Source organism: Youngimonas ophiurae (nom. illeg.) (assembly GCF_049803795.1).
GTDB lineage: Bacteria > Pseudomonadota > Alphaproteobacteria > Rhodobacterales > Rhodobacteraceae > Thalassobius.
Genome location: NZ_JBNAGJ010000001.1, coordinates 152,570 through 175,148, shown reverse-complemented (window position 1 = coordinate 175,148; position 22,579 = coordinate 152,570). Strand labels below are relative to the sequence as shown.

Annotated in this window: 23 protein-coding genes; 10 read left to right on the top strand and 13 right to left on the bottom strand. The window is 61.9% G+C overall.

Going from position 1 to position 22,579, the window contains the following annotated elements:
- Positions 1–170 precede the first annotated feature (170 nt).
- Positions 171–1,748 carry a 2-isopropylmalate synthase gene (locus ACP15O_RS00910; protein ID WP_425094150.1) on the top strand — a complete coding sequence of 526 codons (1,578 nt, stop codon included), beginning with the start codon at positions 171–173 and terminating at the stop codon, positions 1,746–1,748.
- Positions 1,749–1,965: 217 nt separating this feature from the next.
- On the opposite strand, the gene ACP15O_RS00905 is transcribed toward ACP15O_RS00910, so the two are convergent.
- The 5 genes from ACP15O_RS00905 to argH all read right to left on the bottom strand — a co-directional run bounded on the left by ACP15O_RS00905 (position 1,966) and on the right by argH (position 7,904).
- Positions 1,966–4,518: a TIGR02302 family protein gene (locus tag ACP15O_RS00905; protein ID WP_425094149.1), complete on the bottom strand. Its 2,553-nt coding sequence runs from the start codon at positions 4,516–4,518 to the stop codon at positions 1,966–1,968.
- A 34-nt stretch (positions 4,519–4,552) separates the two neighbouring features.
- Positions 4,553–5,818, bottom strand: coding sequence for a diaminopimelate decarboxylase (lysA, locus tag ACP15O_RS00900; protein ID WP_425094148.1), 1,266 nt, complete (start codon positions 5,816–5,818; stop codon positions 4,553–4,555).
- Between the two features lie 240 nt (positions 5,819–6,058).
- Positions 6,059–6,373 (bottom strand): DUF2834 domain-containing protein, encoded by a 315-nt coding sequence (locus tag ACP15O_RS00895; RefSeq protein ID WP_425094147.1) that lies wholly within the window; start codon positions 6,371–6,373, stop codon positions 6,059–6,061.
- The gene (locus ACP15O_RS00890) at positions 6,373–6,516 is read right to left on the bottom strand and encodes an argininosuccinate lyase (RefSeq protein WP_425094146.1); all 144 of its coding nucleotides are present in this window, start codon (positions 6,514–6,516) and stop codon (positions 6,373–6,375) included. The genes ACP15O_RS00895 and ACP15O_RS00890 overlap by 1 nt, the downstream gene beginning before the upstream one ends.
- Positions 6,513–7,904: an argininosuccinate lyase gene (gene argH, locus ACP15O_RS00885; protein WP_425094145.1), complete on the bottom strand. Its 1,392-nt coding sequence runs from the start codon at positions 7,902–7,904 to the stop codon at positions 6,513–6,515. Before argH ends, ACP15O_RS00890 begins: the two co-directional genes overlap by 4 nt.
- 22 nt (positions 7,905–7,926) lie before the next feature.
- Here argH and ACP15O_RS00880 point away from each other — a divergent pair, with 22 nt between their 5' ends.
- The 3 genes from ACP15O_RS00880 to ACP15O_RS00870 all read left to right on the top strand — a co-directional run bounded on the left by ACP15O_RS00880 (position 7,927) and on the right by ACP15O_RS00870 (position 9,930).
- Positions 7,927–8,502, top strand: a complete 576-nt coding sequence (locus ACP15O_RS00880) for a TlpA family protein disulfide reductase (protein WP_425094144.1) — start codon at positions 7,927–7,929, stop codon at positions 8,500–8,502.
- Between the two features lie 94 nt (positions 8,503–8,596).
- A complete protein-coding gene (locus ACP15O_RS00875) occupies positions 8,597–8,989 on the top strand; it encodes a hypothetical protein (RefSeq protein ID WP_425094143.1) in 393 nt (130 codons plus the stop codon).
- Complete coding sequence (locus ACP15O_RS00870) at positions 8,986–9,930, top strand: sterol desaturase family protein (protein WP_425094142.1); 945 nt, start codon at positions 8,986–8,988, stop codon at positions 9,928–9,930. Before ACP15O_RS00875 ends, ACP15O_RS00870 begins: the two co-directional genes overlap by 4 nt.
- Here ACP15O_RS00870 and ACP15O_RS00865 read toward each other — a convergent pair.
- Positions 9,927–10,517 carry a DNA-3-methyladenine glycosylase I gene (locus tag ACP15O_RS00865; protein WP_425094141.1) on the bottom strand — a complete coding sequence of 197 codons (591 nt, stop codon included), beginning with the start codon at positions 10,515–10,517 and terminating at the stop codon, positions 9,927–9,929. The two genes, ACP15O_RS00870 and ACP15O_RS00865, sit on opposite strands and share 4 nt — an antisense overlap.
- A gap of 96 nt (positions 10,518–10,613) precedes the next feature.
- On the opposite strand from ACP15O_RS00865, the gene ACP15O_RS00860 reads away from it, so the two are divergent.
- The 3 genes from ACP15O_RS00860 (at position 10,614) to phbB (ending at position 13,700) form a co-directional block, all read left to right on the top strand.
- On the top strand, positions 10,614–11,483 hold the full coding sequence (locus ACP15O_RS00860) for an EAL domain-containing protein (protein WP_425094140.1): 870 nt from the start codon (positions 10,614–10,616) through the stop codon (positions 11,481–11,483).
- 138 nt (positions 11,484–11,621) lie between these two features.
- Positions 11,622–12,797, top strand: coding sequence for an acetyl-CoA C-acetyltransferase (locus ACP15O_RS00855; RefSeq protein WP_425094139.1), 1,176 nt, complete (start codon positions 11,622–11,624; stop codon positions 12,795–12,797).
- Between the two features lie 180 nt (positions 12,798–12,977).
- Complete coding sequence (gene phbB / locus ACP15O_RS00850) at positions 12,978–13,700, top strand: acetoacetyl-CoA reductase (protein WP_425094138.1); 723 nt, start codon at positions 12,978–12,980, stop codon at positions 13,698–13,700.
- Between the two features lie 74 nt (positions 13,701–13,774).
- On the opposite strand, the gene ACP15O_RS00845 is transcribed toward phbB, so the two are convergent.
- The gene (locus ACP15O_RS00845) at positions 13,775–13,936 is read right to left on the bottom strand and encodes a hypothetical protein (protein WP_425094137.1); all 162 of its coding nucleotides are present in this window, start codon (positions 13,934–13,936) and stop codon (positions 13,775–13,777) included.
- A gap of 110 nt (positions 13,937–14,046) precedes the next feature.
- On the opposite strand from ACP15O_RS00845, the gene ACP15O_RS00840 reads away from it, so the two are divergent.
- Together ACP15O_RS00840 and yddG are read left to right on the top strand one after the other, a co-directional pair.
- Positions 14,047–14,994 carry a transcriptional regulator GcvA gene (locus tag ACP15O_RS00840; protein ID WP_425094136.1) on the top strand — a complete coding sequence of 316 codons (948 nt, stop codon included), beginning with the start codon at positions 14,047–14,049 and terminating at the stop codon, positions 14,992–14,994.
- The gene (gene yddG / locus ACP15O_RS00835; protein ID WP_425094135.1) at positions 14,991–15,854 is read left to right on the top strand and encodes an aromatic amino acid exporter YddG; all 864 of its coding nucleotides are present in this window, start codon (positions 14,991–14,993) and stop codon (positions 15,852–15,854) included. The genes ACP15O_RS00840 and yddG overlap by 4 nt, the downstream gene beginning before the upstream one ends.
- 1 nt (position 15,855) lies before the next feature.
- On the opposite strand, the gene ACP15O_RS00830 is transcribed toward yddG, so the two are convergent.
- The 3 genes from ACP15O_RS00830 to ACP15O_RS00820 all read right to left on the bottom strand — a co-directional run bounded on the left by ACP15O_RS00830 (position 15,856) and on the right by ACP15O_RS00820 (position 17,093).
- Complete coding sequence (locus ACP15O_RS00830; RefSeq protein WP_425094134.1) at positions 15,856–16,020, bottom strand: YdcH family protein; 165 nt, start codon at positions 16,018–16,020, stop codon at positions 15,856–15,858.
- Positions 16,021–16,138: 118 nt separating this feature from the next.
- Positions 16,139–16,885, bottom strand: coding sequence for a tRNA1(Val) (adenine(37)-N6)-methyltransferase (locus tag ACP15O_RS00825; RefSeq protein ID WP_425094133.1), 747 nt, complete (start codon positions 16,883–16,885; stop codon positions 16,139–16,141).
- On the bottom strand, positions 16,878–17,093 hold the full coding sequence (locus ACP15O_RS00820) for a putative signal transducing protein (protein WP_425094132.1): 216 nt from the start codon (positions 17,091–17,093) through the stop codon (positions 16,878–16,880). The genes ACP15O_RS00825 and ACP15O_RS00820 overlap by 8 nt, the downstream gene beginning before the upstream one ends.
- Positions 17,094–17,148: 55 nt before the next feature.
- On the opposite strand from ACP15O_RS00820, the gene ACP15O_RS00815 reads away from it, so the two are divergent.
- Positions 17,149–18,150, top strand: coding sequence for a polyprenyl synthetase family protein (locus tag ACP15O_RS00815; RefSeq protein WP_425094131.1), 1,002 nt, complete (start codon positions 17,149–17,151; stop codon positions 18,148–18,150).
- Between the two features lie 61 nt (positions 18,151–18,211).
- On the opposite strand, the gene ACP15O_RS00810 is transcribed toward ACP15O_RS00815, so the two are convergent.
- The 3 genes from ACP15O_RS00810 to ACP15O_RS00800 form a co-directional block, all read right to left on the bottom strand.
- The gene (locus ACP15O_RS00810) at positions 18,212–19,018 is read right to left on the bottom strand and encodes a 4-(cytidine 5'-diphospho)-2-C-methyl-D-erythritol kinase (RefSeq protein ID WP_425094130.1); all 807 of its coding nucleotides are present in this window, start codon (positions 19,016–19,018) and stop codon (positions 18,212–18,214) included.
- Positions 19,011–20,726, bottom strand: a complete 1,716-nt coding sequence (locus tag ACP15O_RS00805; protein WP_425094129.1) for a tetratricopeptide repeat protein — start codon at positions 20,724–20,726, stop codon at positions 19,011–19,013. The genes ACP15O_RS00810 and ACP15O_RS00805 overlap by 8 nt, the downstream gene beginning before the upstream one ends.
- A 145-nt stretch (positions 20,727–20,871) precedes the next feature.
- Complete coding sequence (locus tag ACP15O_RS00800; RefSeq protein ID WP_425094128.1) at positions 20,872–22,518, bottom strand: electron transfer flavoprotein-ubiquinone oxidoreductase; 1,647 nt, start codon at positions 22,516–22,518, stop codon at positions 20,872–20,874.
- Positions 22,519–22,579: the final 61 nt, after the last annotated feature.

The window sequence follows — 22,579 nt, the reverse complement described above, 5'->3', positions numbered from 1 at the left end:
CGCAGGCACATATCCCCGCAACCGCTCGCCGCTTTGACGGCGCGTTGCCCTGTGCTGCCCTGCTACTGCTAAGCTGCCTCTGAGCGTGCCATTTCCCGGCGCGACCGCTCAGAGGATGTGCTTGATTTTCGCGCCCCAGGCTTTAGCAGACTTCAAAAAAGAGACCCGACATGACCGATAAATCCAAACAAGACCACGTCTTGATTTTCGACACGACTCTGCGTGATGGCGAGCAATCCCCCGGCGCAACGATGACCCACGCTGAAAAGCTGGAAATCGCCGAAATGCTGGACGACATGGGCGTCGACATCATCGAGGCCGGTTTCCCCATTGCCTCGGAAGGTGATTTCAAAGCGGTGAAGGAAATCGCCGAGCGTTCCAGAAATTCCACCATCTGCGGCCTGGCGCGCGCCAATTTCAAGGATATCGACCGCTGCTTTGAGGCCGTGAAACACGCGGCCAGCCCGCGCATCCACACCTTTATCGGCACCTCGCCGTTGCACCGCGCGATCCCCGATCTGACCATGGATGAAATGGCCGACAAGATCCACGAGACCGTCAGCCACGCCCGCAATCTGTGCGACAACGTGCAATGGTCGCCGATGGATGCCACCCGGACCGAGCATGATTACCTGTGCCGCGTGATCGAGATCGCGATCAAGGCCGGTGCCACCACGATCAACATCCCCGATACCGTCGGCTATACCGCCCCGCGCGAAAGCGCCGATCTGATCAAAATGCTGCTGGAACGCGTCCCCGGCGCGGATGAAATCGTGTTCGCGACCCACTGCCACAACGATCTGGGCATGGCGACGGCCAACGCCCTGGCCGCGGTCGAGGCCGGTGCCCGCCAGATCGAATGCACCATCAACGGGCTGGGCGAACGCGCAGGCAACACCGCGCTGGAAGAGGTCGTGATGGCTCTGCGTGTGCGCAATGACATCATGCCCTACCGCACCCAGATCGACACCACCAAGATCATGAATATCTCGCGCCGGGTGGCAACGGTTTCGGGCTTTCCGGTGCAGTTCAACAAGGCCATCGTCGGCAAGAACGCCTTTGCGCATGAATCCGGCATCCACCAGGACGGCATGCTGAAGAACCGCGAAAACTTTGAAATCATGGTGCCTGAGGATATCGGCCTTTCGGGCACCTCTCTGCCGCTGGGCAAACACTCGGGCCGCGCCGCCCTGCGCGCCAAGATGGAAGAGCTGGGATACGAGCTGGGCGAGAACCAGCTGAACGATGTCTTCGTGCGTTTCAAAGCCCTGGCCGACCGCAAAAAAGAAGTGTTCGACGATGACCTGATCGCCATGGTGCAGGATCAGGAGGTCCAGGACGAAGGCGACACGCTGCATCTCAAACGTCTGCGCGTGGTCTGCGGCACCGATGGCCCGCAAGAGGCCGAAATGACCCTGTCCATTGACGGTGAAGACAAAAGCATCGACGCCACCGGCGACGGCCCTGTGGATGCGGCCTTCAACTGTGTGAAAATGCTCTATCCCCATACGGCGCGCCTGCAACTTTATCAGGTCCATGCCGTCACCGAAGGCACCGATGCACAGGCCACTGTCTCGGTGCGTATCGAAGAGGATGGTCGCATCGCAACCGGATCCTCGGCCGATACCGACACAGTGGTCGCCAGCGTCCGCGCCTATGTAAACGCACTGAACCGGCTGATCGTGCGGCGGCAAAAAACCGGCCCCGGAGAAGACACCAAAGAGATCCACTACAAGGATCACCACTAAGAAAGCCCCCCAGCCCCGCGCTGGGGGATCTTGTTTGGGGCGCTGCCCCCGCGCCTTTGGCGCTCCCCCGGAGTATTGACCCGAGCAAAGAAAGGCGCAGCCACAGAGAGGCTTTCGGTGGGGCGCAGCCCCACACCCGAGGAAGAGGCCAAAGGCCGATGACGAGATATCCTGCGCGCGTAGCGCACAATTGGGTCAGGGGCATCTATGAGGGGGGTCAGAAACGCTCCAGCAGTCGTTTCAGATAGTTCAGCTCGTCCTCCGGGCGTTCCCCATCCCCCGTGCGACGGCGGATTTCATCAAGTAGCTCACGCGCACGGCGATAGACGTCTTCTCCTTGCAGCAGGCTCTCTTCGGTGCCGACGTCCCCGCCGCGCGCGCCCGGAGTGCGGCCGAGCGGATCTCGGCTGCCGGCCTGGGCATTTTCGCTGTCGCGCGGTTCGGCACCGCCTTGGCGCCGGCCGGCTTCGGCCATTGCCTCCCCCAGGTTCCGTATACCTTCGCGCAGCGCGTCCATGGCTTCGGCCTGTTTGTCGATCGCGCCAGACAGGTCATCGCGGCGCAGCGCTTCTTCGGCCCCGTTCATGGCGCGTTCGGCCTGTTCCAGCGCCTCGCGGGCGGCATCGCCGCCTTCGGTGCCCGCGCCGGGCAGGTTGCCGCGTTGTCGGTTCAGCTCGTCGCGCAGGGCCTGCTGGCGATCCGCCAAAGAGCCCTGCCCCTGCTGGCCTTCGCCATTTTCGGAGTTGCTGTTTCCCTGGCCTTCTGCGTGGTTTTCACCGCGCCCCTGGCCCCCATTGCGCCCCTCGTTGCCCTGAGACTGACCGCGATTGGCACCCGGATTGAACTGTTCCTGCAAATCGCGAAAGGCCTGATCGGACAGGCCCTGCTGCTCGCGCAGCGTTTCGCCCAGCTGTTCCATTGCCTGTTCACCGGCATTCTGGCCCTGCCCGCCCTGCTGTGCGGTTTGCATGTTTTCCATCATTTCCTGGAACTGGCGCATGGCCTCTTGGGCTTCGGCCATGCGGCCCTGTTCGACCAGTTCCTGTATACGGTCCATCATGCGTTGCAGATCGTCCATGCTCATCTGGACCGAATCGTCGGGCGCTTGCATTCCTTCGTCCATCTGCTCGGTATCGCGCTGCGCCTGGCGCGCGCGTTGGCGCAGATAGTCCTGCGTGGCATCGCGCAGCTCTTGCATCAGGCGGGCGATTTCCTGTTCGCTGGCACCGTTTTTCATCGCTTCGGACAGACGTTCCTGCGCGCGTTTCATGCGCTCCATCGCGTCGTCCAGATCGCCGTCTTCGATTTGCACGGCCAGATCCCACAGCGCCTGCGACAGTTCCTCTTGCTGGGCGGCATCCATGGTCGGGCCATAGGTTTCCAGCCGCCGCAGGATCACACGGAATTGCAGATATTCGGCCTGTTCGGGGAATAGCTGATCTTCGGGTTGCCAGGAAATCGCGCGCAGAACCTGGGCGATCCGGGGGGCATTCTGACGCGTCCACAGCAGGTCTCGGCGTTGTTCGATCAGGGCGGCGGCCAGCGGGTCAAAGAAGCGCCGCGCGGGCAGGTTCAGCTGTTCGGGCTGGCTGTGTCCAACCTGCCCCGAGGCATCTTGCACCTGAAAATCAAGGCTGACCGGCAGATGCGCCCACGGATGCTGCGAGAAATTCTCGATCAGCAATTCGGTGAATTCAGCGCGATTGCCAGCCACGGGCATCGGCAGGTCCAGATCAATCGGCGCGCGCGGTTCGGGTTCGGGCAGCAGGCCATAGCGGCGCGGGACTGCATCCAGATCAAGGGTGATCCGCACGGTGCCGCCGGTCACGCCATAATCATCCGAGGCGGTGAACGGCAGGCTCATCTGCCCATCCACATTGGTTTCCGGGCGCCCTGAGACCACGACCTGAGGCTTCAGATCGGGCAGCAGAGCGACATCCCAGCTGCGCCCGCCGGTGCCGTTGATCGCCAGATCGCCCGAGCGGGTCACGATGAATTCCTGCGCGCTGTCCGAGGCGGGGGGCACATCCCCAATCCGGCCCGAGACAGTCTCGGCCAGGGTCAGCGCGCCCAGCTCTCCGTAGAAGCGCAGGGTGACGCGGCTGCCCTGAGGGATTTCCAGATTCGGGTCCTGATCGGCCAGATAAAGCACCGGCAGGCCGGTATAGGCGGGGGGCTCGATCCAGCCTTCCCAAGCGGGGCCTGTGGCCAGATCGCCCTGCCCGCCCGGCCCCATGCCCACCACCGATCCCACGCGGCTGAAAGTGCCGAACAGCAGCGCGACAGACAGGCCCAGCAGCGCCACATAGCGCAGGGCAAAAGGATCGCGCCGGGTCAGGGTCAGGTCTGGCCGGGCGGGTCTGGCCTGCGCGGCGCGCGCGGCCATGCGCGCCTGATGCGCCTGCCACAGCGCCATCGTGCCCGCATCCCCCGCGCCAATCGCCTGCCGATCCAGCAAAGTCTGAATGGGTCGGCCTTTCATGGTGCTGTCCAGGCGGTCCAATGCCTCGGCGCGGGCCGGGAAGCGGAACCGCAAAGCCCCGCGCACCGTCAGCCCGATCAGCACAGCGGCGGACAGGACGGCCATTGCCCAGACCAGCTCGATCGCGATCATGTCATGGACACCCAGCATCAACAGCCCAGCCACCGCAAAGATCACCGACCAGACAGGCCAGAAGGCACGGGTGATGCGCTCGGCCATCAGCCCCGCCCAGGTCAGGCGAAGCGGCCAGCGGATTTTGCTCAGGACCGTACGATCAGCGTCAGACATACCGTTTCCAATGCGGCCCGACGCGGGGATCGCATCAAAGCCATTCGGGAATGGTATCGCGGTTTATGATTTCGTCAAAGGTAGGACGCGCCCGAATGACGGCGAATTGATGCTCATTGACCAGAACTTCGGGGATCAGCGGGCGCGAGTTATATTCGCTGGCCATCACTGCGCCATACGCTCCGGCCGAACGGAACGCCACCAGATCCCCCGAGGCCAAAGGCGGCATCATCCGCTGCTTGGCAAAGGTATCGCCGGATTCGCAGACAGGGCCGACAATGTCGATGGGAGCCTGTTCAATGCCGATTTCGGGCTCGATGACGGGAATGATGTCGTGATGGGCCTCGTACATGGCGGGGCGCACCAGATCGTTCATCGCCGCGTCAATGATCAGGAAATCGCGGCCCTCGCCGGATTTCACATAGATCACCTCGGACACCATGATGCCGGCGTTGCCGGCGATCAGCCGGCCCGGTTCAATCTCGATCTCGCAGCCCAGATGGCCCAGCTCCTCGCGGATCAGAGCGCCATATTCGACAGGCAGAGGCGGGGCCTCGTTCGAGCGGGTATAGGGAATGCCCAGCCCCCCGCCCAGATCCAGCCGCTGGATGTCATGGCCCTCGGCGCGCAGCGTTTCCGTCAGATCGGCCACTTTGCGATAGGCCAGGCGGAAAGGCTCCAGTTCGGTCAGCTGGCTGCCGATATGCACGTCGATGCCGATCACCTTCAGCCCCGGCAGGCGGGCCGCATAGGCATAGACCTCTTTGGCACGAGAAATCGGAATACCGAACTTGTTCTCAGATTTGCCAGTGGCGATTTTGGCATGGGTCTTGGCATCCACATCCGGATTGACCCGCACAGTGACAGGGGCCTGCACCCCCATGGACACCGCCACCTCGTTCAGGCGCTCCATCTCGGGCTCGGATTCCAGATTGAACTGACGAATACCGCCCTCCAGCGCCGCGCGCATCTCAGCGCGGGTCTTGCCCACACCCGAAAAGACAATCTTATGCCCCGGCACGCCAGCGGCCTTGGCCCGCGCATATTCCCCGCCCGAGACCACATCCATCCCCGCGCCCGCCGCCGCAAGCGTTTTCAAAATCGCCTGGTTACTGGCGGCTTTCATCGCGTAACACACCAGATGATCCATCCCGTCCAGCGCCTCGTCGAACAGGCGGAAATGGCGCAGCAAAGTAGCCGTGGAATAGATATAAACCGGCGAGCCAACAGCCGCCACGATCTCGGACACCGGCACGTCCTCGGCATAAAGCGCGCCATTCTTATACAGGAAATGATCCATTTATCCGTCCTCTGGCTGGTTTCGATGCGTCATAGCAGACTGGCGCGGCATTTCAATCGAAGGAAAAGGGGGCCAGCCCCCTCGGTCGAAAATCTGCGATTTTCGGCCTTCACCCCCGGAGTATTTCAAGAGCAAAGAAAGCGGGAAGCGATGCCAGCGAAATCAAGCGCCCGCCTGAGGAAGAGGCCGGAGGCCGATGACGAGGTATCCTGTGCGCGTCAGCGCTCCTTTTGGCAGTTCTCAGATCGGGCGGGACCGCAAGAACAGATACAGCGGCAGACCGCAGCTGACCCCAATCAGAAACGTCGCAGGAATCGCCCAAAGCGCGCGCCAGTTCCGGCGTATGGACACTTCGGCCAGGATCCAGACGCTCAAGGCAACCGCTGAGATCACCAGATCCCAGAACAGCCCGGTCGCCGCCGCATTCTGCGTCCAGGCCGCAATCAATCCGTCCACCGACAAGCCGTTTCGGACAATCCACGGCACCAGGTGCCACATCGGAACGGCTGCACCGGCCAGGGCCAGGGCCAGATATGTCCAGCGCAGCGCCGACATCACAGCTCTTTGGTGATGCCGACCCGTGCGGTTCCTGAAATTGTGATGCCGGTTTTCGGCTCATCCTTTGGGGGGACGGGCTCTCCGTCCACGCCGCAGGCCGCCAGCAGCGACAGGATCGTCATCAGGGCCAGAGGTCTCATGTCAGCAGGTCCTTCCACCGCGCGATCTGGGCGCGCACCTGTGCCGGTGCCGTTCCCCCATAAGACATGCGCGAGGCCACGGAATTATCAACCCCCAGCACGTCGAAAACGGCGCGGGTGATCGCCGTGTGGACCGATTGCATGTCTTCCAAGGTCAGCTCGGGCAGATCGCAGCCTTTGCTTTCGGCCATGGCGACCAGCGATCCGGTCACGTGATGGGCATCGCGGAAGGGCAGGTTCAATTCGCGTACCAGCCAGTCGGCCAGATCCGTCGCGGTTGAGAACCCCGAGCCAGCCGCCGCGGCCAGATTTTCGCGGTTGCCGGTCATGTCGCTGACCATCCCGGTCATCGCGGCCAGGGCCAGCATCAGGTTATCGGCGGCGTCGAACACCTGCTCTTTGTCTTCCTGCATGTCCTTGGAATAGGCCAGCGGCAGGCCCTTCATCACGGTCATCAGGGCGACATTCGCGCCGAAGATGCGGCCGATTTTGGCGCGCAGCAGTTCGGCCGCGTCGGGGTTGCGTTTTTGCGGCATGATGGAGGACCCGGTGGACCATTTGTCCGACATGGTGACAAAGCGGAACTGGGCCGAGGACCAGATCACCAGCTCTTCGGCGAAACGGCTCAGGTGCATCGCGGTGATCGAAGCGCAGGACAGGAACTCCAGCGCGAAATCGCGGTCGGCCACGGCGTCCAGCGAATTGGCCGTGGGCCGGTCAAACCCCAGCGCCTGGGCGGTCATCTCGCGGTCAATCGGAAAGGACGTGCCCGCCAGCGCGGCCGAGCCCAGCGGGCTTTCGTTCATCCGGGCGCGCGCATCGCGAAACCGCGACAGATCGCGACCGAACATTTCCACATAGGCCATCATGTGGTGGCCCCAGGTGACGGGCTGCGCGGTTTGCAGATGGGTGAAGCCGGGCATGACCCAATCGGCCCCGGCCTCGGCCTGACCGATCAGAGATTTGATCAGCGCCTCGATGCCCTCAATGGCCGCGTCGATCTGATCGCGCACCCACAGTTTGAAATCGGTCGCCACCTGATCGTTCCGGCTGCGTGCGGTGTGCAGACGGCCTGCGGGTTCGCCGATGATTTCCTTCAGCCGGGCCTCCACATTCATGTGGATGTCTTCCAGCGCGGTGGAAAATTCGAACGTCCCGCCCTGGATTTCTGACAAGACCGTGAGCAGGCCTTCCCGAATGACCTGCGCGTCGTTATCAGTGATGATGCCTGTCGCAGCCAACATGGCGGCATGGGCCCTGGAGCCGGCAATATCCTGCGCCGCCATGCGCTGGTCATACCCGATCGAGGCATTGATTGCCTCCATGATCGCGTCAGGACCGGCGGCAAAGCGGCCGCCCCACATCTGGTTCGAGGATTTGTCACTCATTCGTCTGCCCCTAGGAGGTGTCATGCACAGGTTTTATCGGATCGTCCTTTATACGGCCTTGGCGCTTGGTGCAAATGCGTCGCTGGCGGCAGATCCCGCGCTAGAGGCTCTGCGCGTGGGCGACATGAAGAAGCTGAACCTGCATTCGGCGCCGCAATCCACCCCCGACACGGTGTTTTACGCCGAAGACGGCACGCAAATGACCCTGGCCGCCTATCGGGGCAAAACCGTCGTGCTGAATTTCTGGGCCACCTGGTGCGCCCCCTGCCGCAAGGAAATGCCCGCGCTGTCCGCCCTGCAAGATGAATTCGGCGGCGACTCTTTCGAAGTTGTCACCATCGCCACCGGCCGCAACCCGCCCCCCGCGATGAAGAAATTCTTTGACGAGATCGGCGTGACCAACCTGCCCCTGCACCGCGACCCCAAACAAGCCCTGGCCCGCAAAATGGCCATTCTGGGGCTACCGATCACTGTCATTGTGAACCCCGAGGGCCAGGAAATCGGGCGGCTGATCGGCGATGCCGACTGGCATTCGGATGAAGCCCGCGCGTTGATCGCCGCGCTGCTACCAGAGGCCCCGGAAAAGCCGAAAGAATAGGTTTCGGGGCAAAGGGATAGGGTCCGCTAGGTCACCCTTTACGATGTTTTGACAAACGCTTTTCTGGCCTCTTTGATAGAGCCCGGAGGAGACAATGACACTATCTTTGCTGCTGTTGCTGGTGACAGGCGGAATTGCGGGTATCGTGATTATCCTGCATCTTCTGGGGCTAAGCAGGCCTTGCGTTTTCACGGACGAGCCCGCCGTGCGCCGGGTCTGGCAGGCCGAATACCCCGACACGCAGATTCTGAGCATCGTGCAATCCCGCAACCGTCACTTTGCCCTTGTGGACTCTCGTGCCGGGCTGGGCATCGTGTGGCCGATGGGCGCGGACGGCGCGGCCCGGCTGTTGCTGGGGGTTGAGGTGCGGCGCACAAAAAGTGGTCTGATTCTGTCTCTGCCCGATTATACTGCCCCGGAAATCAGCCTGTGGCTGACCCCGGACGAAGCCCAGGACTGGCTGCGCAGAATAAAAGAGGCCCCATGACAGACCCCAGGACTGACCTCAGCTATCCCGACGTGGTGCAATGGGCCGTGCCCTTTTTCATCGCCGCCATTCTGGCCGAGCTGGCCTGGATCGTCATCAAAGGGCGCGGCGGCCGCTATGAAACCCGCGACGCGCTGACCAGCCTGATCATGGGCGCGGGCAATGTGGCCTCGGGGATCGCGCTGGGGTTCGTGGCCTATGGGTTTTTCATGTTCCTGTGGGCGCTGACACCGCTGGATCTGGGCACCTCGGTCTGGGTGGTGATCCTGTGCTTTGTGCTGGACGATCTGCGCTATTACTGGGTGCATCGGTTCGGGCATCGCATCCGCTGGGTCTGGGCCAGCCATGTGAATCATCACTCCAGCCAGCATTACAACCTGACCACCGCCCTGCGGCAGACCTGGACGGGGACGTTCACCTTTATGATGATCGTGCGCGCGCCGCTGATCTTGCTGGGCTTTCACCCCGCGATGGTGCTGTTTTGCGGCGGGCTGAACCTGATTTACCAGTTCTGGATCCATACCGAGGCGATCGGCAAGATGCCCCGCTGGTTCGAGGCCATCATGAACACGCCCAGCCATCACCGCGTCCACCACGGGCGCAATACGCGCTATCTGGATGCCAACTATGCCGGCGTCTTTATCGTCTGGGATAAGATCTTCGGCACCTATGTGCCCGAACTGGCGCAGGAAAAAGTCCAATACGGGCTGGTGCATAATCTGGGCACGTTCAACCCGATCCGCGTGGCCTTTCATGAATGGGTCGGGATTTTCCGGGACATGCTGCGCCCCGGTCTGTCCCTGCGCCAACGTCTGATGTATGCCGTCGCGCCTCCGGGTTGGAGCCATGACGGCAGCCGCGACACCTCAGAAGAAATCAAGCGCAAACACCTGAGCAACACCCCACAGGATCGCGGCACACCAGGGTTCGAGCGCCTCTAGCGTCCGGGAAACCCGCCCTGCCCCAGCTGTGCAACCCGATCATGACAGGGACAAGAGACCAGGTGATCGTTCACCATCCCCACCGCCTGCATAAAGGCATAGACAATCGTCGGGCCGCAGAACTTGAAACCGGCCTTCTTCAAATCCTTCGAAATTTGCTTGGAAATTTCTGTCTCGGCCGGAACCTCGGCCAGAGTGGCCCAACGGTTCTGAACCGGCTGGAAATCCACGTATTTCCACAGGAATTCGGCAAAGCCCTCCTGAGCCTCGATCCGCTGCCAGGCCTGCGCGTTTCCGATGGTGGCCACGATCTTTCCGCGATGCCGCACAATGCCCGGATCCGCAACCAGCCGCGCCACGTCCTCCTCGCCCCATGTGGCGATCACATTCGGATCAAACCCTTGAAAAGCCTTCTGAAACCCCTCGCGCTTTTTCAGGATCGTGATCCAGCTAAGCCCTGCCTGAAACCCGTCCAGGATCAGCTTTTCCCACAGCGCGCGACTGTCATATTCCGGCACGCCCCATTCGGTGTCGTGATACTCGAAATATATCTGATCGGGCCCCGCCCATCCGCATCTTTCACCCATGTTTTCCTCCGCATTTTCCCGAGATTGGAACAATTAGAACAAAATGCAAACATTAAGCAACTGGTAAGGCCTGAGGCCGCAATGTGACAGTCGCACATGCAGCCAACGGAGAGAGTCGTGGGCAAACGTAGACGCAACAAATGGAATGACGTGCAGACCGGCGAACAGTCGCCCCTGGATTTTGCCGTGACCACGCGGGATGCCGGTGTGATGTCCATGGTCGCCGAAGCGGTGAAACACAAACAGGTCGCGCTGGCCTATCAGCCGGTCGTGCAGGCCACCCGCCCCAGCCAGCCCGCCTTCTATGAGGGGCTGATCCGCATCTTCGACGAAACCGGCCGGATCATTCCCGCCAAGGATTTCATCGAACATATCGAGGAAACCGAGCTGGGGCGCGTCATTGACTGTCTGGCGCTGGAATTCGGGCTGAAAGCCCTGCAAAAAGCGCCGGAAATGCGGCTGTCGATCAACATGTCTGCGCGCTCGATCGGGTTTCCGCGCTGGATGAATACGCTGCGGCATGGGCTGGACCGGGATCCAACCGTTGCCGAGCGTCTGATTTTGGAAATCACCGAAAGCTCGGCCATGACGGTTCCGGAACTGGTGGTCCGCTTCATGTCCGATCTACAGCGCAAGGGAATCAGCTTTGCCCTGGACGATTTCGGCGCCGGATATACCTCGTTTCGGTATTTGCGGGACTTCTATTTCGACATTCTGAAGATCGACGGGCAGTTCATTCGGAACATCCATACGGACCCGGATAATCAGGTTCTGACCAAGGCACTGGTTGGGATCGCACAGCAATTCGACATGTTTACCGTCGCGGAATCCGTTGAAACCTTCGAAGATTGCCAATGGTTGCAACAAATTGGCGTTGACTGCCTTCAGGGCTACTACTTTGGCGCGCCCTCTATCCAAGAGCCCTGGAAACAAAATTCCAAAACGACGCAACGTCGGCGAGCATAAATTTCGCTGCGGCGCGGCAATTCTCCGCAGTTGCCGCATTGCGGCAGTTGCTCTATCACGGAGCCCAAGGTGGGGAGTCCAGGGCCCGCACACTGCGCGCCCGGCGCTCCTCGACTGGCAAATTGGTGGAGGATGAACATGACCAATGTTGTAATCGTTTCGGCGGCCCGTACGGCTGTTGGCTCGTTTAGCGGCTCTTTCGCAAACACCCCAGCCCACGATCTGGGCGCTGCCGTGCTGGAGGCCATCGTAACCCGCGCCGGCATCGACAAATCCGAAGTGTCCGAAACAATCCTGGGCCAGGTTCTGTCCGCAGGTCAGGGCCAGAACCCTGCACGCCAGGCGCATATCAATGCCGGCCTGCCGGTCGAAAGCGCCGCCTGGGGCATCAATCAGGTCTGTGGTTCGGGTCTGCGCGCCGTTGCGCTGGGGGCGCAGCACATCCAATTGGGCGACGCGGCTGTCGTCGCGGCGGGCGGTCAGGAAAACATGACCCTCAGCCCCCATGTCGCGCATCTGCGCGCCGGCACCAAAATGGGGGACGTGAAATACATCGATTCGATGATCCGCGACGGTCTGTGGGACGCATTCAACGGCTACCACATGGGCCAAACCGCCGAAAACGTGGCCAACCAGTGGCAGATCAGCCGCGACATGCAGGACGAATTCGCCGTTGCCTCGCAAAACAAGGCAGAAGCCGCCCAGAAAGCAGGGAAATTCGACGAAGAGGTGATCCCCTTCACCGTCAAGACCCGCAAGGGCGACATCATCGTCGATAAGGATGAATACATCCGCCACGGCGCCACGATGGAAGCCATGCAAAAACTGCGCCCGGCCTTCACCAAGGACGGTTCGGTCACGGCCGCGAACGCCTCGGGGTTGAACGACGGCGCGGCCGCCGTGCTGCTGATGAGCGCCGAAGAGGCCGAAAAACGTGGGCTGGAGCCGCTGGCCCGCATCGCCTCTTATGCCACTGCCGGTCTGGACCCGTCGGTCATGGGCGTCGGCCCGATCTATGCCTCGCGCAAGGCGCTGGACAAAGCCGGCTGGGCCGCAGGCGATCTGGACCTGGTTGAGGCCAACGAAGCCTTTGCCGCTCAGGCCTGCGCCGTGAACAAGGACATGGGCTGGAATCCGGACATCGTGAACGTGAACGGCGGCGCCATCGCCATCGGCCACCCGATCGGGGCCTCGGGCTGCCGCATCCTGAACACCCTGCTGTTCGAAATGAAGCGCCGCGAGGCCAAGAAAGGCCTGGCCACGCTGTGCATCGGCGGCGGCATGGGCGTGGCCATGTGCCTTGAGCGCCCCTAAGCCCTTGCAAGGCTGAAACCCATATCGGGGCGCTGTTTTCAGCGCCCCTTTTTTTGCTCGGACGCCGCACAAGCGTAAAAAATGTGTTTAGACGCCATTTTTCGCACGCAATATTATTGCGCATTCGCAGCATTCAAAGTAACAGAGTTACCAGCGCATCACACTTAATTGGAGGAAATCATGTCCAGAGTAGCACTCGTCACCGGCGGTTCGCGCGGTATCGGCGCCGCCATTTCGAAAGCCCTGCAAGCCCAGGGCTGCACCGTCGCCGCCACATATGCCGGCAATGACGAAGCCGCCGCCAAGTTCACCGAAGAAACTGGCATCAAGACCTACAAATGGAATGTCGGCGATTACGAAAGCTCGGCCGCGGGCATCGCCAAAGTCGAAGAAGAGCTGGGCCCGATCGATATCGTCGTCGCCAATGCCGGCATCACCCGCGACGCCCCCTTCCATAAAATGACTCCGCAGCAGTGGCAGGAAGTCATCGACACCAACCTGACCGGCGTGTTCAACACCGTCCACCCGATCTGGCCCGGTATGCGCGAGCGTAAATTCGGCCGGATCGTCGTGATCAGCTCGATCAACGGCCAGAAGGGCCAGTTCGCGCAGGTGAACTATGCCGCCACCAAAGCCGGCGATCTGGGCATCATCAAATCGCTGGCCCAGGAAGGCGCCCGCGCTGGCATCACCGCCAATGCCGTCTGCCCCGGCTACATCGCCACCGAAATGGTCATGGCCGTGCCCGAGAAAGTCCGCGAATCGATCATCAGCCAGATCCCCGCAGGCCGCCTGGGCGAGCCCGAGGAAATCGCACGCTGCGTGGCCTTCCTGGCCTCGGACGATGCGGGCTTTATCAACGGGTCGACGATCTCGGCCAACGGCGCGCAGTTCTTCGTCTGATCCCCCGCAGCCAGAAACGCAAAGGGCCGGTCACAGGACCGGCCCTTTTTCGTGCCCCGTAAGACCCGTTCAGGTCAGCGGGACGATCCCGTAAGGGCACGCGCGCCCAGCGGAAATTCGGATTCAGGCGCTGCTCGGAACACCAGCCCGACCAGCCAACGAAAGGCGGCGGCACGCTCGGCGTGGGCTTTTTGCAGAGCATCCCGAGTACGGGCGGTGGCGGTTGCTTCGAACATCTGCGTCTCCTTTGGCTGCGATATTTCTTAACTGCATCCAATATGAACCCCACACAACGCCCTTACAAACGAGACTTTTCACAATCTCAGTTAAGCTGTATTTAAGCGATATGCCTGATCGCCTGCCTCCGCTGACTGCCCTGCGTGCCTTTGACGCTGCCGCGCGTCACATGTCCTTTGCCAAAGCTGCGGACGAGCTGAACGTGACCCCCGCCGCCCTGTCCTTTCAGATCAAATCCCTCGAAGAGCATCTGGGCGCCCCGCTGTTTCGCCGCCTCAACCGCGCGGTTGAGCTGACCGAGGCCGGCAAAACCCTGGCACCCGGCACATCAGAGGGGTTTCAGGCTCTGGCCGCGGCCTGGCACGCGACGCGGCGGTTGCAGGATGGCTCGGCGCTGACCATCACCGCGGGCCCGGCGCTGACCGCGAAATGGCTGGCCCCGCGCCTGTTTGAATTCGCCCGCGCCCACCCCGAGATCGAATTGCGTTTCTCAGCCACGCTGAAAATCATGGATCTTGAGAGAGACGATATCGACGTCGCCATCCGGTTTGGCTATGACGATTTTGACAATCTCTACTCGGTTCCGGCGCGCAAGGAATGGCTGACCCCCGTCATGACCCCGGAGCTGGCCGCGCAATTTCCGACCCCGGAAAGCCTGGAACACGCCCCGCTGCTGTATGACGATTCGATTGATTTTCTGAACCCGCGCTGCGATTGGCCCGCCTGGTTTCGTGCCGCAGGGCTGCGATTTCCGCCCAGTCGGGGCCTGCATTTTTCCAACGCAGATCATGTGATCGATGCGGCCGTCACCGGGGCAGGAGTCGCGCTGGGACGCCGCCCGATGATCATCAAGGACGTGATGGAGGGTCGGCTGGTCACCCCCTTCAGACTGGCGATTGAAACAGAGGCACGGTTTCGATTTCTTTGCGTCAAAGGGGCCGAGAAACGACCGCAGGTCGCGGCCTTCCGCGATTGGTTCCTTGCCGAGATCGAGAAAACCGCGCATATCTCGGATGGTTTTGAAATCACTCCGATCAAGGACATCCTCCAGAAATGAGCCCCTCTCGCGCCACCGCCATCGGCTTTGTTGCCGTCCTTTTGTGGGCGTTGCTGGCCCTGTTCACCGTGGGTTCGGCCCCGACGCCGCCCCTGCTGCTGAATGCGATCTGCTTTGCCATCGGGGGCACGATCGGGCTGATCTGGACTGCGGCCACCGGCGGGTTTGGCCGTCTGCGCGCGGTTCCGCTGAAGGTCTATGTCTTTGGCACGATCGGGCTGTTTGGGTATCACGCGCTGTATTTCAGCGCTCTGCGCCTGGCCCCCGCCGCCGAGGCCGGGCTGATCGCCTATCTGTGGCCGCTGCTGATCGTGCTGTTTTCGGGTATTCTGCCCGGCGAATCCCTGAAGAAAGGGCATATCCTGGGCGGAGTAATCGGCTTTTTGGGCGCGGCGCTGATCATTGGCGGGGGGGGCACCGGGTTCGATCCGGCGGCCTTGCCCGGCTATCTTCTGGCCCTGGGATGCGCCCTGATGTGGAGCAGCTACTCTGTCCTGTCCCGCCGCTTGGGCGACGCGCCCACCGAAACCGTCGCGATTTTCTGCGTCGCCACCGCGATACTGTCAGCCCTGCTGCATCTGGCAACGGAACAGACGGTCTGGCCGCAAGGAGCCATCGGCTGGGGCGCCACCATCGCGCTGGGAATGGGGCCTGTCGGGCTGGCGTTTTATGTGTGGGATATCGGGGTAAAACGCGGGGATATTCAGCTACTTGGAGTAGCATCCTACGCAGCCCCGCTGCTATCGACCCTGGTTCTGGTGATGGCGGGGGTAGCCGAGCCCGGCTGGGTTCTGGCGCTGTCTGCCCTGTTAATCACTGGCGGCGCCGCCTTGGCCGCGCGCGCCAGCCTTAACCGTTAAATCAGGCGCTCAGGCGCGCGATCTCTTCTTTGATACGAAGCTTCTGCTTCTTCAGATCTGCGATCTCCACGTCGCTGGAACCGGGGGCGCGTTGGACTTCCTCGACACGCTGCGAGAGGGACAAGTGTTTCTTCTTCAGTTCCTCGACATGCGAACTCAAGCTCATGGGCATTCTCCTCTCAATTGTAAAAGCTGTGTAACGAGTGCATCACAAGAATCGCCCCCTGTCACGCGGCAGCGCAGCAAAAATTGCCGAAAATTCGAGAGGTGCGGCGAGATGTGGCCTAGAACGGCAAAGCCGCCCCAGACCGCAACACAGATTGGATCAGCGGCGTGTAATCCTCGCCCTCATTCTGGTGATCCTGGCCGGCATGGACCAGCACGCCGGGGTGCATCCGGAACTCAGCCCGCCCGCCGCGCCGCCCCCGCAGCAAAAACAACTGAGGCGCGCGGCCGGGGCGCGGCACAAAGGGCAGCATCTCCAGACTGCCCAGCACCTCGGACATGGCGCTCATCAGCTCGGGCAGGCGCTCGATCCGCTGGATGAACGTCACATAGCCGCGCGGCGCGCAGCGTTTGGCGGCCACCTGCACCCAATCTGCCAGCGGCGTATCCCCCCCCAAAGCCGTATCGCGCCCCGGATCGGTGGCCACGGTCCCCGCCGCGCGCCGAAAATACGGGGGATTGGCAATCACATGATCGAACTGACGCTGACGCAACGCCAGCGAAAGCGCCCGCACATCCCCCGTTTCCACCTGAAAATCAGCCGCATTCTGCACCGCGTTCCGGCGCGCCAGATCGGCATAATCGGGCTGCAATTCCACCCCGGCGACCCGCAGCCCCGGCACCCGCGCGCCCAAACATAACGAGGCAACCCCAACCCCGCAGCCCAATTCCAGAACGCTCTGCCCCGCCTGCGCGGGCACCGACGCAGCCAGCCACACCGGATCCACCCCCGCCCGATACCCGTGGCGCGGCTGCCAGATTCGCACCCGTCCGCCCAGAAAATCGTTGCAGGTCAGCTTATCCATTCAGCTCGATTCCGTTGTCTGTCAGCACCCTGCTCGCCACAAAGTGATCGCGATCCGCCACCATCAGCCGCCTGGGGAACAATCCGATGCCCCCTTCCAGCACGCTCATATTTACGTCCATTTCAAAGCAGTTTATACCCTCGCCCTGAAGCAGCGCCTTGGCGAATGATATGGTTGTTGGGTCCGTGGTACTGAGAAGCTGTTTCATATGATGGAATTAAGGGCATGGCGCCGCCTTTGTCGAGCCATGTGACATGACAGTGATGAGCCTGGATCAAGCCGCAACCAAACCGCACGAACAACTGGCCGCGCATCTGGCGCAGGGCATGGAAGACGTGAACACCCTGATCCGTGCGCGCATGGCCAGCAAACACGCCCCCCGTATCCCCGAGGTCACCGCCCATCTGGTCGAGGCGGGCGGCAAACGGCTGCGCCCCATGCTGACCCTGGCCGCAGCGCAATTGTGCGGCTACACCGGCCCCTATCACGTGCATCTGGCCGCCACGGTGGAATTCATCCACACCGCCACCCTGCTGCATGACGATGTGGTAGACGAAAGCGCACAGCGCCGGGGCCGCCCCACCGCGAACCTGCTGTGGGATAACAAATCCTCCGTTCTGGTGGGCGATTACCTCTTCGCCCGCGCCTTCCAACTGATGGTGGAACCGGGCAACCTGCGGGTGCTGGAAATCCTGTCGAACGCCGCCGCCACAATCGCCGAGGGCGAGGTGCTGCAACTGACCGCCGCGCAGGATCTGCGCACGGACGAATCCATTTACCTACAGGTCGTGCGCGGCAAAACCGCCGCCCTGTTCAGCGCCGCAACCGAGGCCGGAGCCGTGATCGCCGGTGCCGATGAAACCCATGTCCAGGCTCTCTTCGATTATGGCGATGCCTTGGGGATTGCCTTCCAGATCGTGGATGATCTTCTGGATTATCAAGGCGATACCAAGGCCACCGGCAAAAATGTCGGCGATGATTTCCGCGAACGCAAACTGACCCTGCCAGTGATCAAAGCCGTCGCCCGCGCCAATGACTCCGAGCGCGCCTTCTGGACCCGCACCATCGAAAAAGGCAAACAGGAAGAGGGCGACCTGGATCACGCCCTCTCTCTCCTGAATACCCATAACGCCCTGTCGGACACTCGCACCGACGCCCTGGCCTGGGCGCAAAAGGCAAAAACCGCCGCCGCCAGCCTGCCCGAACACCCCATCCGCCAGATGCTGATCGACCTGGCCGATTACGTGGTCGCCCGGATCAACTGACCCGCCCCCGCTTTCTTTGCTCTGAAAATACTCACGCCTGCGCGCAGCTCAGGCGCAGGCCTCAGTGCAAACTGACGGCCCGCACCCACCAGCCCGGCCGCGCCAATGCCGCCGCAGCAGCCTCGGCCGCGGCAGTATCGGCATACAGCCCAAAGCACGTCGCCCCCGAGCCCGACATCCGTGCCAATTGACACCCCGCCGTGGCCCCGATCGCCTCCAGAACTTGCGCGATAACGGGCCGAGCGGCACAGGCTGGCGGCTCCAGATCATTGCGCTGCGCACGCAGCCAGCCAATCAGATCCACCCCATCCCCCAAGGGCTGCATCGGCGGATTATCCTTGCGCGCCAACCCGTCAAAAACCGCCCCCGTGGGCACCTCGACCCCCGGATTCACCAAAACCGCGGCCAGTTTGGGCAGGCCCGCCACAGGCGCGATTTGCTCGCCAATCCCACACATATAGCCCGCGCTGGCCTGCACGCAGATCGGCAGATCCGCCCCCAAAGACAGGCCCTGATCGGGAATCTCCTGCCCCGTCTGATCGCGCAGCGCCCGCAACACCGCCGCCGCATCCGAGGATCCGCCTCCAATCCCCGCCGCAGCGGGCAGGTGTTTCTCTAGGGTGATCGCCGCAGGTACGCCCATCAGTTCCGCCGCTTTCCAGGCCAGGTTCCGCGCATCCGCAGGCACGCCAGCGGCCCTGGGCCCCGTCACGCGCAGCCCCATCGGCCCCGGCGCAACCGTCAGCCAGTCACCGACATCGGCGAACACCACCAGGCTGTCCAGCAGATGATAGCCATCCGCGCGCTGGCCGGTGACATGCAGTGTCAGGTTGACCTTTGCCGGAGCAAAGACCCGCATCTTAGTCATTGGCCACCTTCAACGGCGGGGCGCCTTCTTCGGCCAGAACCTGATCCAGGCCGACCTCCAGCTTACGGCGAATGCGGTCGGGATTCAGATCGCCCGAGGCATTGTCATATTTGGTAAAGGACAGGGCGCGGTGCCATTGGAATTCGGCCTCGCGCTTGCGGCCTACAGCCCACAGAACGTCGCCCAGATGGTCATTCACCACCGGATCCACGGGCATCAGCTCGGTCGCGCGTTCCATATGGCCGATGGATTCGTCATAGCGGCCCAGACGGTACAGCACCCACCCCAGAGAATCGACAATATAGCCACTGTCCGGTTCCGCCTGCACAGCCTGTTCGATCATCGAAAGGGCCTCATCCAGTTTGATCTGCTGCTCGACCAGCGAATAGCCCAGATAGTTCAGCACCTGAGGCTGGCCGGGGTTCAGCTCCAGCGCCTTGCGAAAATCGGCCTCGGCCCTGGGCCAGTCGCTTAGGCGTTCCTGGCTGATCGCGCGCGAATAATAGATGAACCAGTGGCCCGGCTGCGCCTCTCCGTACAGCTTTAGCGCGGCGTCATAGGCAGTGACGGCCTCATCGAACCGTTTAAGCTGCCGCTTCAGATCGCCCAGCGTGACCCAGACCATCGGAATATCGCCATGGCTACGGCTTAGCTGTTCCAGAACTTCGACGGCGGCGTCTTTTTTATCGGCCCGGCGCAGGCTTTCGGCCCGGCCCAGTTCGGCCGAGAAATAGGACGGGCTGTCTTGGGATACCGACCGATAAGCCACCGAGGCTAGATCGTATCTTTCGAGTGAATCCAAAAGGTTACCGATCAGCAAAATCGCGTCTGCATGATCGGGGCGCAGATATTCCACAACGCGGGCATAAAGCAGCGTATAGTCCGCGCTGGCCTCGTTGTTCAGCGCCATGGCAACCGAGTAGAACACCTCGGCCACGCCATCGCGCGCGTCACGGACCTGCGTAAATGGCAGGGTCTCGCCGGTCTCCAGCCGTGCGCGGATCGACTGAATCGCGGGGTCGAAACCGCGCCCGAACAGCTCGTCCAGCAGCATCAACGCCTCTTCGCCCTGCTCCAGCTGACTGAGAATTTCGATACGGGCCAGCGCCCCCCGGCGGGTCATCTGCAAAGGCGAACCCGCGCTTTCGGCAAAGATCGCCTCGGCCCCTTCGAAATCCCCAACCGAGGCCAGGGCCATCGCCTTGTGATACAGCGCAAACGCCGCAAGGCCGCGTTCCTCGGCCACCTCATCAAATGCCTTGAGCGCGGCCGACACTTTCCCGGCCCCCATGTCGCCCCAGGCCATCAGCAGCCCATCGACCAGCGGGCCGATGCCGCGGTCTTCTGCCAGGCGGGTCAGCAGCGTGCCATATTGGCCATTCATCGCCTCATCCGCGACCAGAACCATCCGGGCGATCTGGCTTTGCAGACCGTCGGATTCCATTTTCCGGGCCACGGGCACGGCGCGCGGGATCTGCCCCAGCGACAGCTGCGCCATGACAACATTATCCATCAACTTGGGGTTCGAGGGATCGCGAGCCAATGCGCGCGTAAAATATTCGGCTGCGGCTTTGTAATCGCTGGCAATGCCCGCACTGCGTGCCGCCAGATAGGCCCCGGCAATGCCTTGTGCCTGTGCCGTGCCACCTGTCAGGGCCCCGCCCGTCAGTGCCAGCGCCAGAGCCATTCCCCAAATCCGTGTGCGCATGAAGCTTCCTGTTTGCCAGTGTCTTTGCCAGTATCTCAGGACATTCAGACTAGCGTGCTGCGCGCTGAACGCAATGCACGCCGGGGAAACTTCGCGTTATTGGGCGGAAATACGAAAAGGGCGACCCGAAGGCCGCCCCTTGTTTTTACATATTCGGGTAGTTCGGCCCCTCGCCGCCCTGCGGCGTGACCCAGGTGATGTTCTGACTGGGGTCTTTGATGTCGCAGGTTTTGCAGTGAACACAGTTCTGGAAGTTCACGCGGAATTCCGGGCCTGCCTCGGTTTCCAGCACTTCATAGACCCCCGCCGGGCAGTACCGCTGCGCGGGCTCGTCGAATTTGGGCAGGTTGACGCTGATCGGCACGGTCGGATCGGCCAGATGCAGGTGGCAGGGCTGCTCTTCTTCGTGGTTGGTGAAGCTGAAGGACACGTTGGTCAGACGATCGAACGACAGTTTCCCATCGGGTTTAGGATAGTCGATCTTCTTGTGTTTGTCGGCGGGTTCCGTGGCCTCGGCATCGGTTTTACCGTGTTTCAGAGTGCCAAACAGCGAGAAGCCCAGCGTGTTCGTCCACATGTCCAGACCGCCCAGGGCCAGGCTGGGCAACATGCCCCATTTGGACCACATCGGTTTGACATTGCGGACTTTTTTCAAGTCTTTGCCGATGGCACCGCTGCGCACTTCGGTCTCATAATCGGTCAGTTCGTCGCCCGAACGCCCATCCTGAATCGCGGCATAGGCGGCCTCGGCCGCGGCCTTGCCCGACAGCATCGCGTTGTGGTTGCCCTTGATGCGCGGGACGTTGACCATCCCGACCGAGCAGCCCAGCAGAGCCGCGCCAGGAGCCACCATCTTGCACATCGACTGATAGCCGCCTTCGGAAATGGCGCGCGCACCATAAGCCACGCGTTTGCCGCCCTTCAGCAGTTCGGCCACCATCGGGTGATGCTTGAAGCGCTGGAATTCCATATAGGGGAACAGGTGCGGGTTTTTGTAGTTCAGGTGAACGACGAAACCCACGTAAACCTGATTGTTTTCAAGGTGATAGATGAAAGACCCCCCGCCGGCATTGCTGTTCAGCGGCCAGCCCATCGTGTGGGTCACGGTGCCTTCGCGGTGCTTGGCCGGGTCGATTTCCCAGATTTCCTTCATGCCGACGCCGAATTTCTGCGGCTCTTTACCGGCTTGCAGGTCGTATTTGGCGATCACTTCCTTGGCCAGCGAGCCGCGCACGCCCTCGGACAGGAAAACGTATTTGCCGTGCAGTTCCATGCCCGGCTCGGTGCCCTCGCCATAGGTGCCATCGGGCTCGACGCCGAACACGCCGGCCACGACGCCTTTGACCTCGCCATTGTCGCCGTAGACCAGTTCCGAGCAGGCCATGCCGGGGAAGATTTCCACGCCCATGCCCTCGGCCTGTTCGGCCATCCAGCGGCAGACGTTGCCCATCGAGACAATATAATTGCCGTGGTTGTTCATCAGCGGCGGCATGGGGAAGTTGGGAATGCGAATCTCGCCCGCTTCGCCCAGCATGTAGAAGTTGTCTTCTTTCACGGGGGTGTTCAGCGGCGCGCCTTTTTCCTTCCAGTCGGGGATCAGCGCATCCAGCCCGCACGGATCCAGAACCGCGCCGGACAGAATATGCGCGCCCACTTCCGAGCCCTTCTCCAGCACGACCACGTTCAGGTCGGCGTCCAGTTGCTTCAGACGGATCGCCGCAGACAGACCCGCAGGCCCGGCACCGACGATAACAACGTCATATTCCATCGCTTCCCGTTCGATTTCCGACATGGGTGGCACTCCTCTGAGATTCCGCGCGTAACTTTATTTCGCACGGGGATACCGCGCTGCA

Coding starts and splice junctions, on each gene's coding strand:
- ACP15O_RS00910 (WP_425094150.1), top strand. CDS start 171: ATGACCGATAAATCCAAACAAGACCACGTCTTGATTTTCGACACGACT.
- ACP15O_RS00905 (WP_425094149.1), bottom strand. CDS start 4,518: ATGTCTGACGCTGATCGTACGGTCCTGAGCAAAATCCGCTGGCCGCTT.
- lysA (WP_425094148.1), bottom strand. CDS start 5,818: ATGGATCATTTCCTGTATAAGAATGGCGCGCTTTATGCCGAGGACGTG.
- ACP15O_RS00895 (WP_425094147.1), bottom strand. CDS start 6,373: ATGTCGGCGCTGCGCTGGACATATCTGGCCCTGGCCCTGGCCGGTGCA.
- ACP15O_RS00890 (WP_425094146.1), bottom strand. CDS start 6,516: ATGAGACCTCTGGCCCTGATGACGATCCTGTCGCTGCTGGCGGCCTGC.
- argH (WP_425094145.1), bottom strand. CDS start 7,904: ATGAGTGACAAATCCTCGAACCAGATGTGGGGCGGCCGCTTTGCCGCC.
- ACP15O_RS00880 (WP_425094144.1), top strand. CDS start 7,927: ATGCACAGGTTTTATCGGATCGTCCTTTATACGGCCTTGGCGCTTGGT.
- ACP15O_RS00875 (WP_425094143.1), top strand. CDS start 8,597: ATGACACTATCTTTGCTGCTGTTGCTGGTGACAGGCGGAATTGCGGGT.
- ACP15O_RS00870 (WP_425094142.1), top strand. CDS start 8,986: ATGACAGACCCCAGGACTGACCTCAGCTATCCCGACGTGGTGCAATGG.
- ACP15O_RS00865 (WP_425094141.1), bottom strand. CDS start 10,517: ATGGGTGAAAGATGCGGATGGGCGGGGCCCGATCAGATATATTTCGAG.
- ACP15O_RS00860 (WP_425094140.1), top strand. CDS start 10,614: ATGCAGCCAACGGAGAGAGTCGTGGGCAAACGTAGACGCAACAAATGG.
- ACP15O_RS00855 (WP_425094139.1), top strand. CDS start 11,622: ATGACCAATGTTGTAATCGTTTCGGCGGCCCGTACGGCTGTTGGCTCG.
- phbB (WP_425094138.1), top strand. CDS start 12,978: ATGTCCAGAGTAGCACTCGTCACCGGCGGTTCGCGCGGTATCGGCGCC.
- ACP15O_RS00845 (WP_425094137.1), bottom strand. CDS start 13,936: ATGTTCGAAGCAACCGCCACCGCCCGTACTCGGGATGCTCTGCAAAAA.
- ACP15O_RS00840 (WP_425094136.1), top strand. CDS start 14,047: ATGCCTGATCGCCTGCCTCCGCTGACTGCCCTGCGTGCCTTTGACGCT.
- yddG (WP_425094135.1), top strand. CDS start 14,991: ATGAGCCCCTCTCGCGCCACCGCCATCGGCTTTGTTGCCGTCCTTTTG.
- ACP15O_RS00830 (WP_425094134.1), bottom strand. CDS start 16,020: ATGAGCTTGAGTTCGCATGTCGAGGAACTGAAGAAGAAACACTTGTCC.
- ACP15O_RS00825 (WP_425094133.1), bottom strand. CDS start 16,885: ATGGATAAGCTGACCTGCAACGATTTTCTGGGCGGACGGGTGCGAATC.
- ACP15O_RS00820 (WP_425094132.1), bottom strand. CDS start 17,093: ATGAAACAGCTTCTCAGTACCACGGACCCAACAACCATATCATTCGCC.
- ACP15O_RS00815 (WP_425094131.1), top strand. CDS start 17,149: ATGAGCCTGGATCAAGCCGCAACCAAACCGCACGAACAACTGGCCGCG.
- ACP15O_RS00810 (WP_425094130.1), bottom strand. CDS start 19,018: ATGACTAAGATGCGGGTCTTTGCTCCGGCAAAGGTCAACCTGACACTG.
- ACP15O_RS00805 (WP_425094129.1), bottom strand. CDS start 20,726: ATGCGCACACGGATTTGGGGAATGGCTCTGGCGCTGGCACTGACGGGC.
- ACP15O_RS00800 (WP_425094128.1), bottom strand. CDS start 22,518: ATGTCGGAAATCGAACGGGAAGCGATGGAATATGACGTTGTTATCGTC.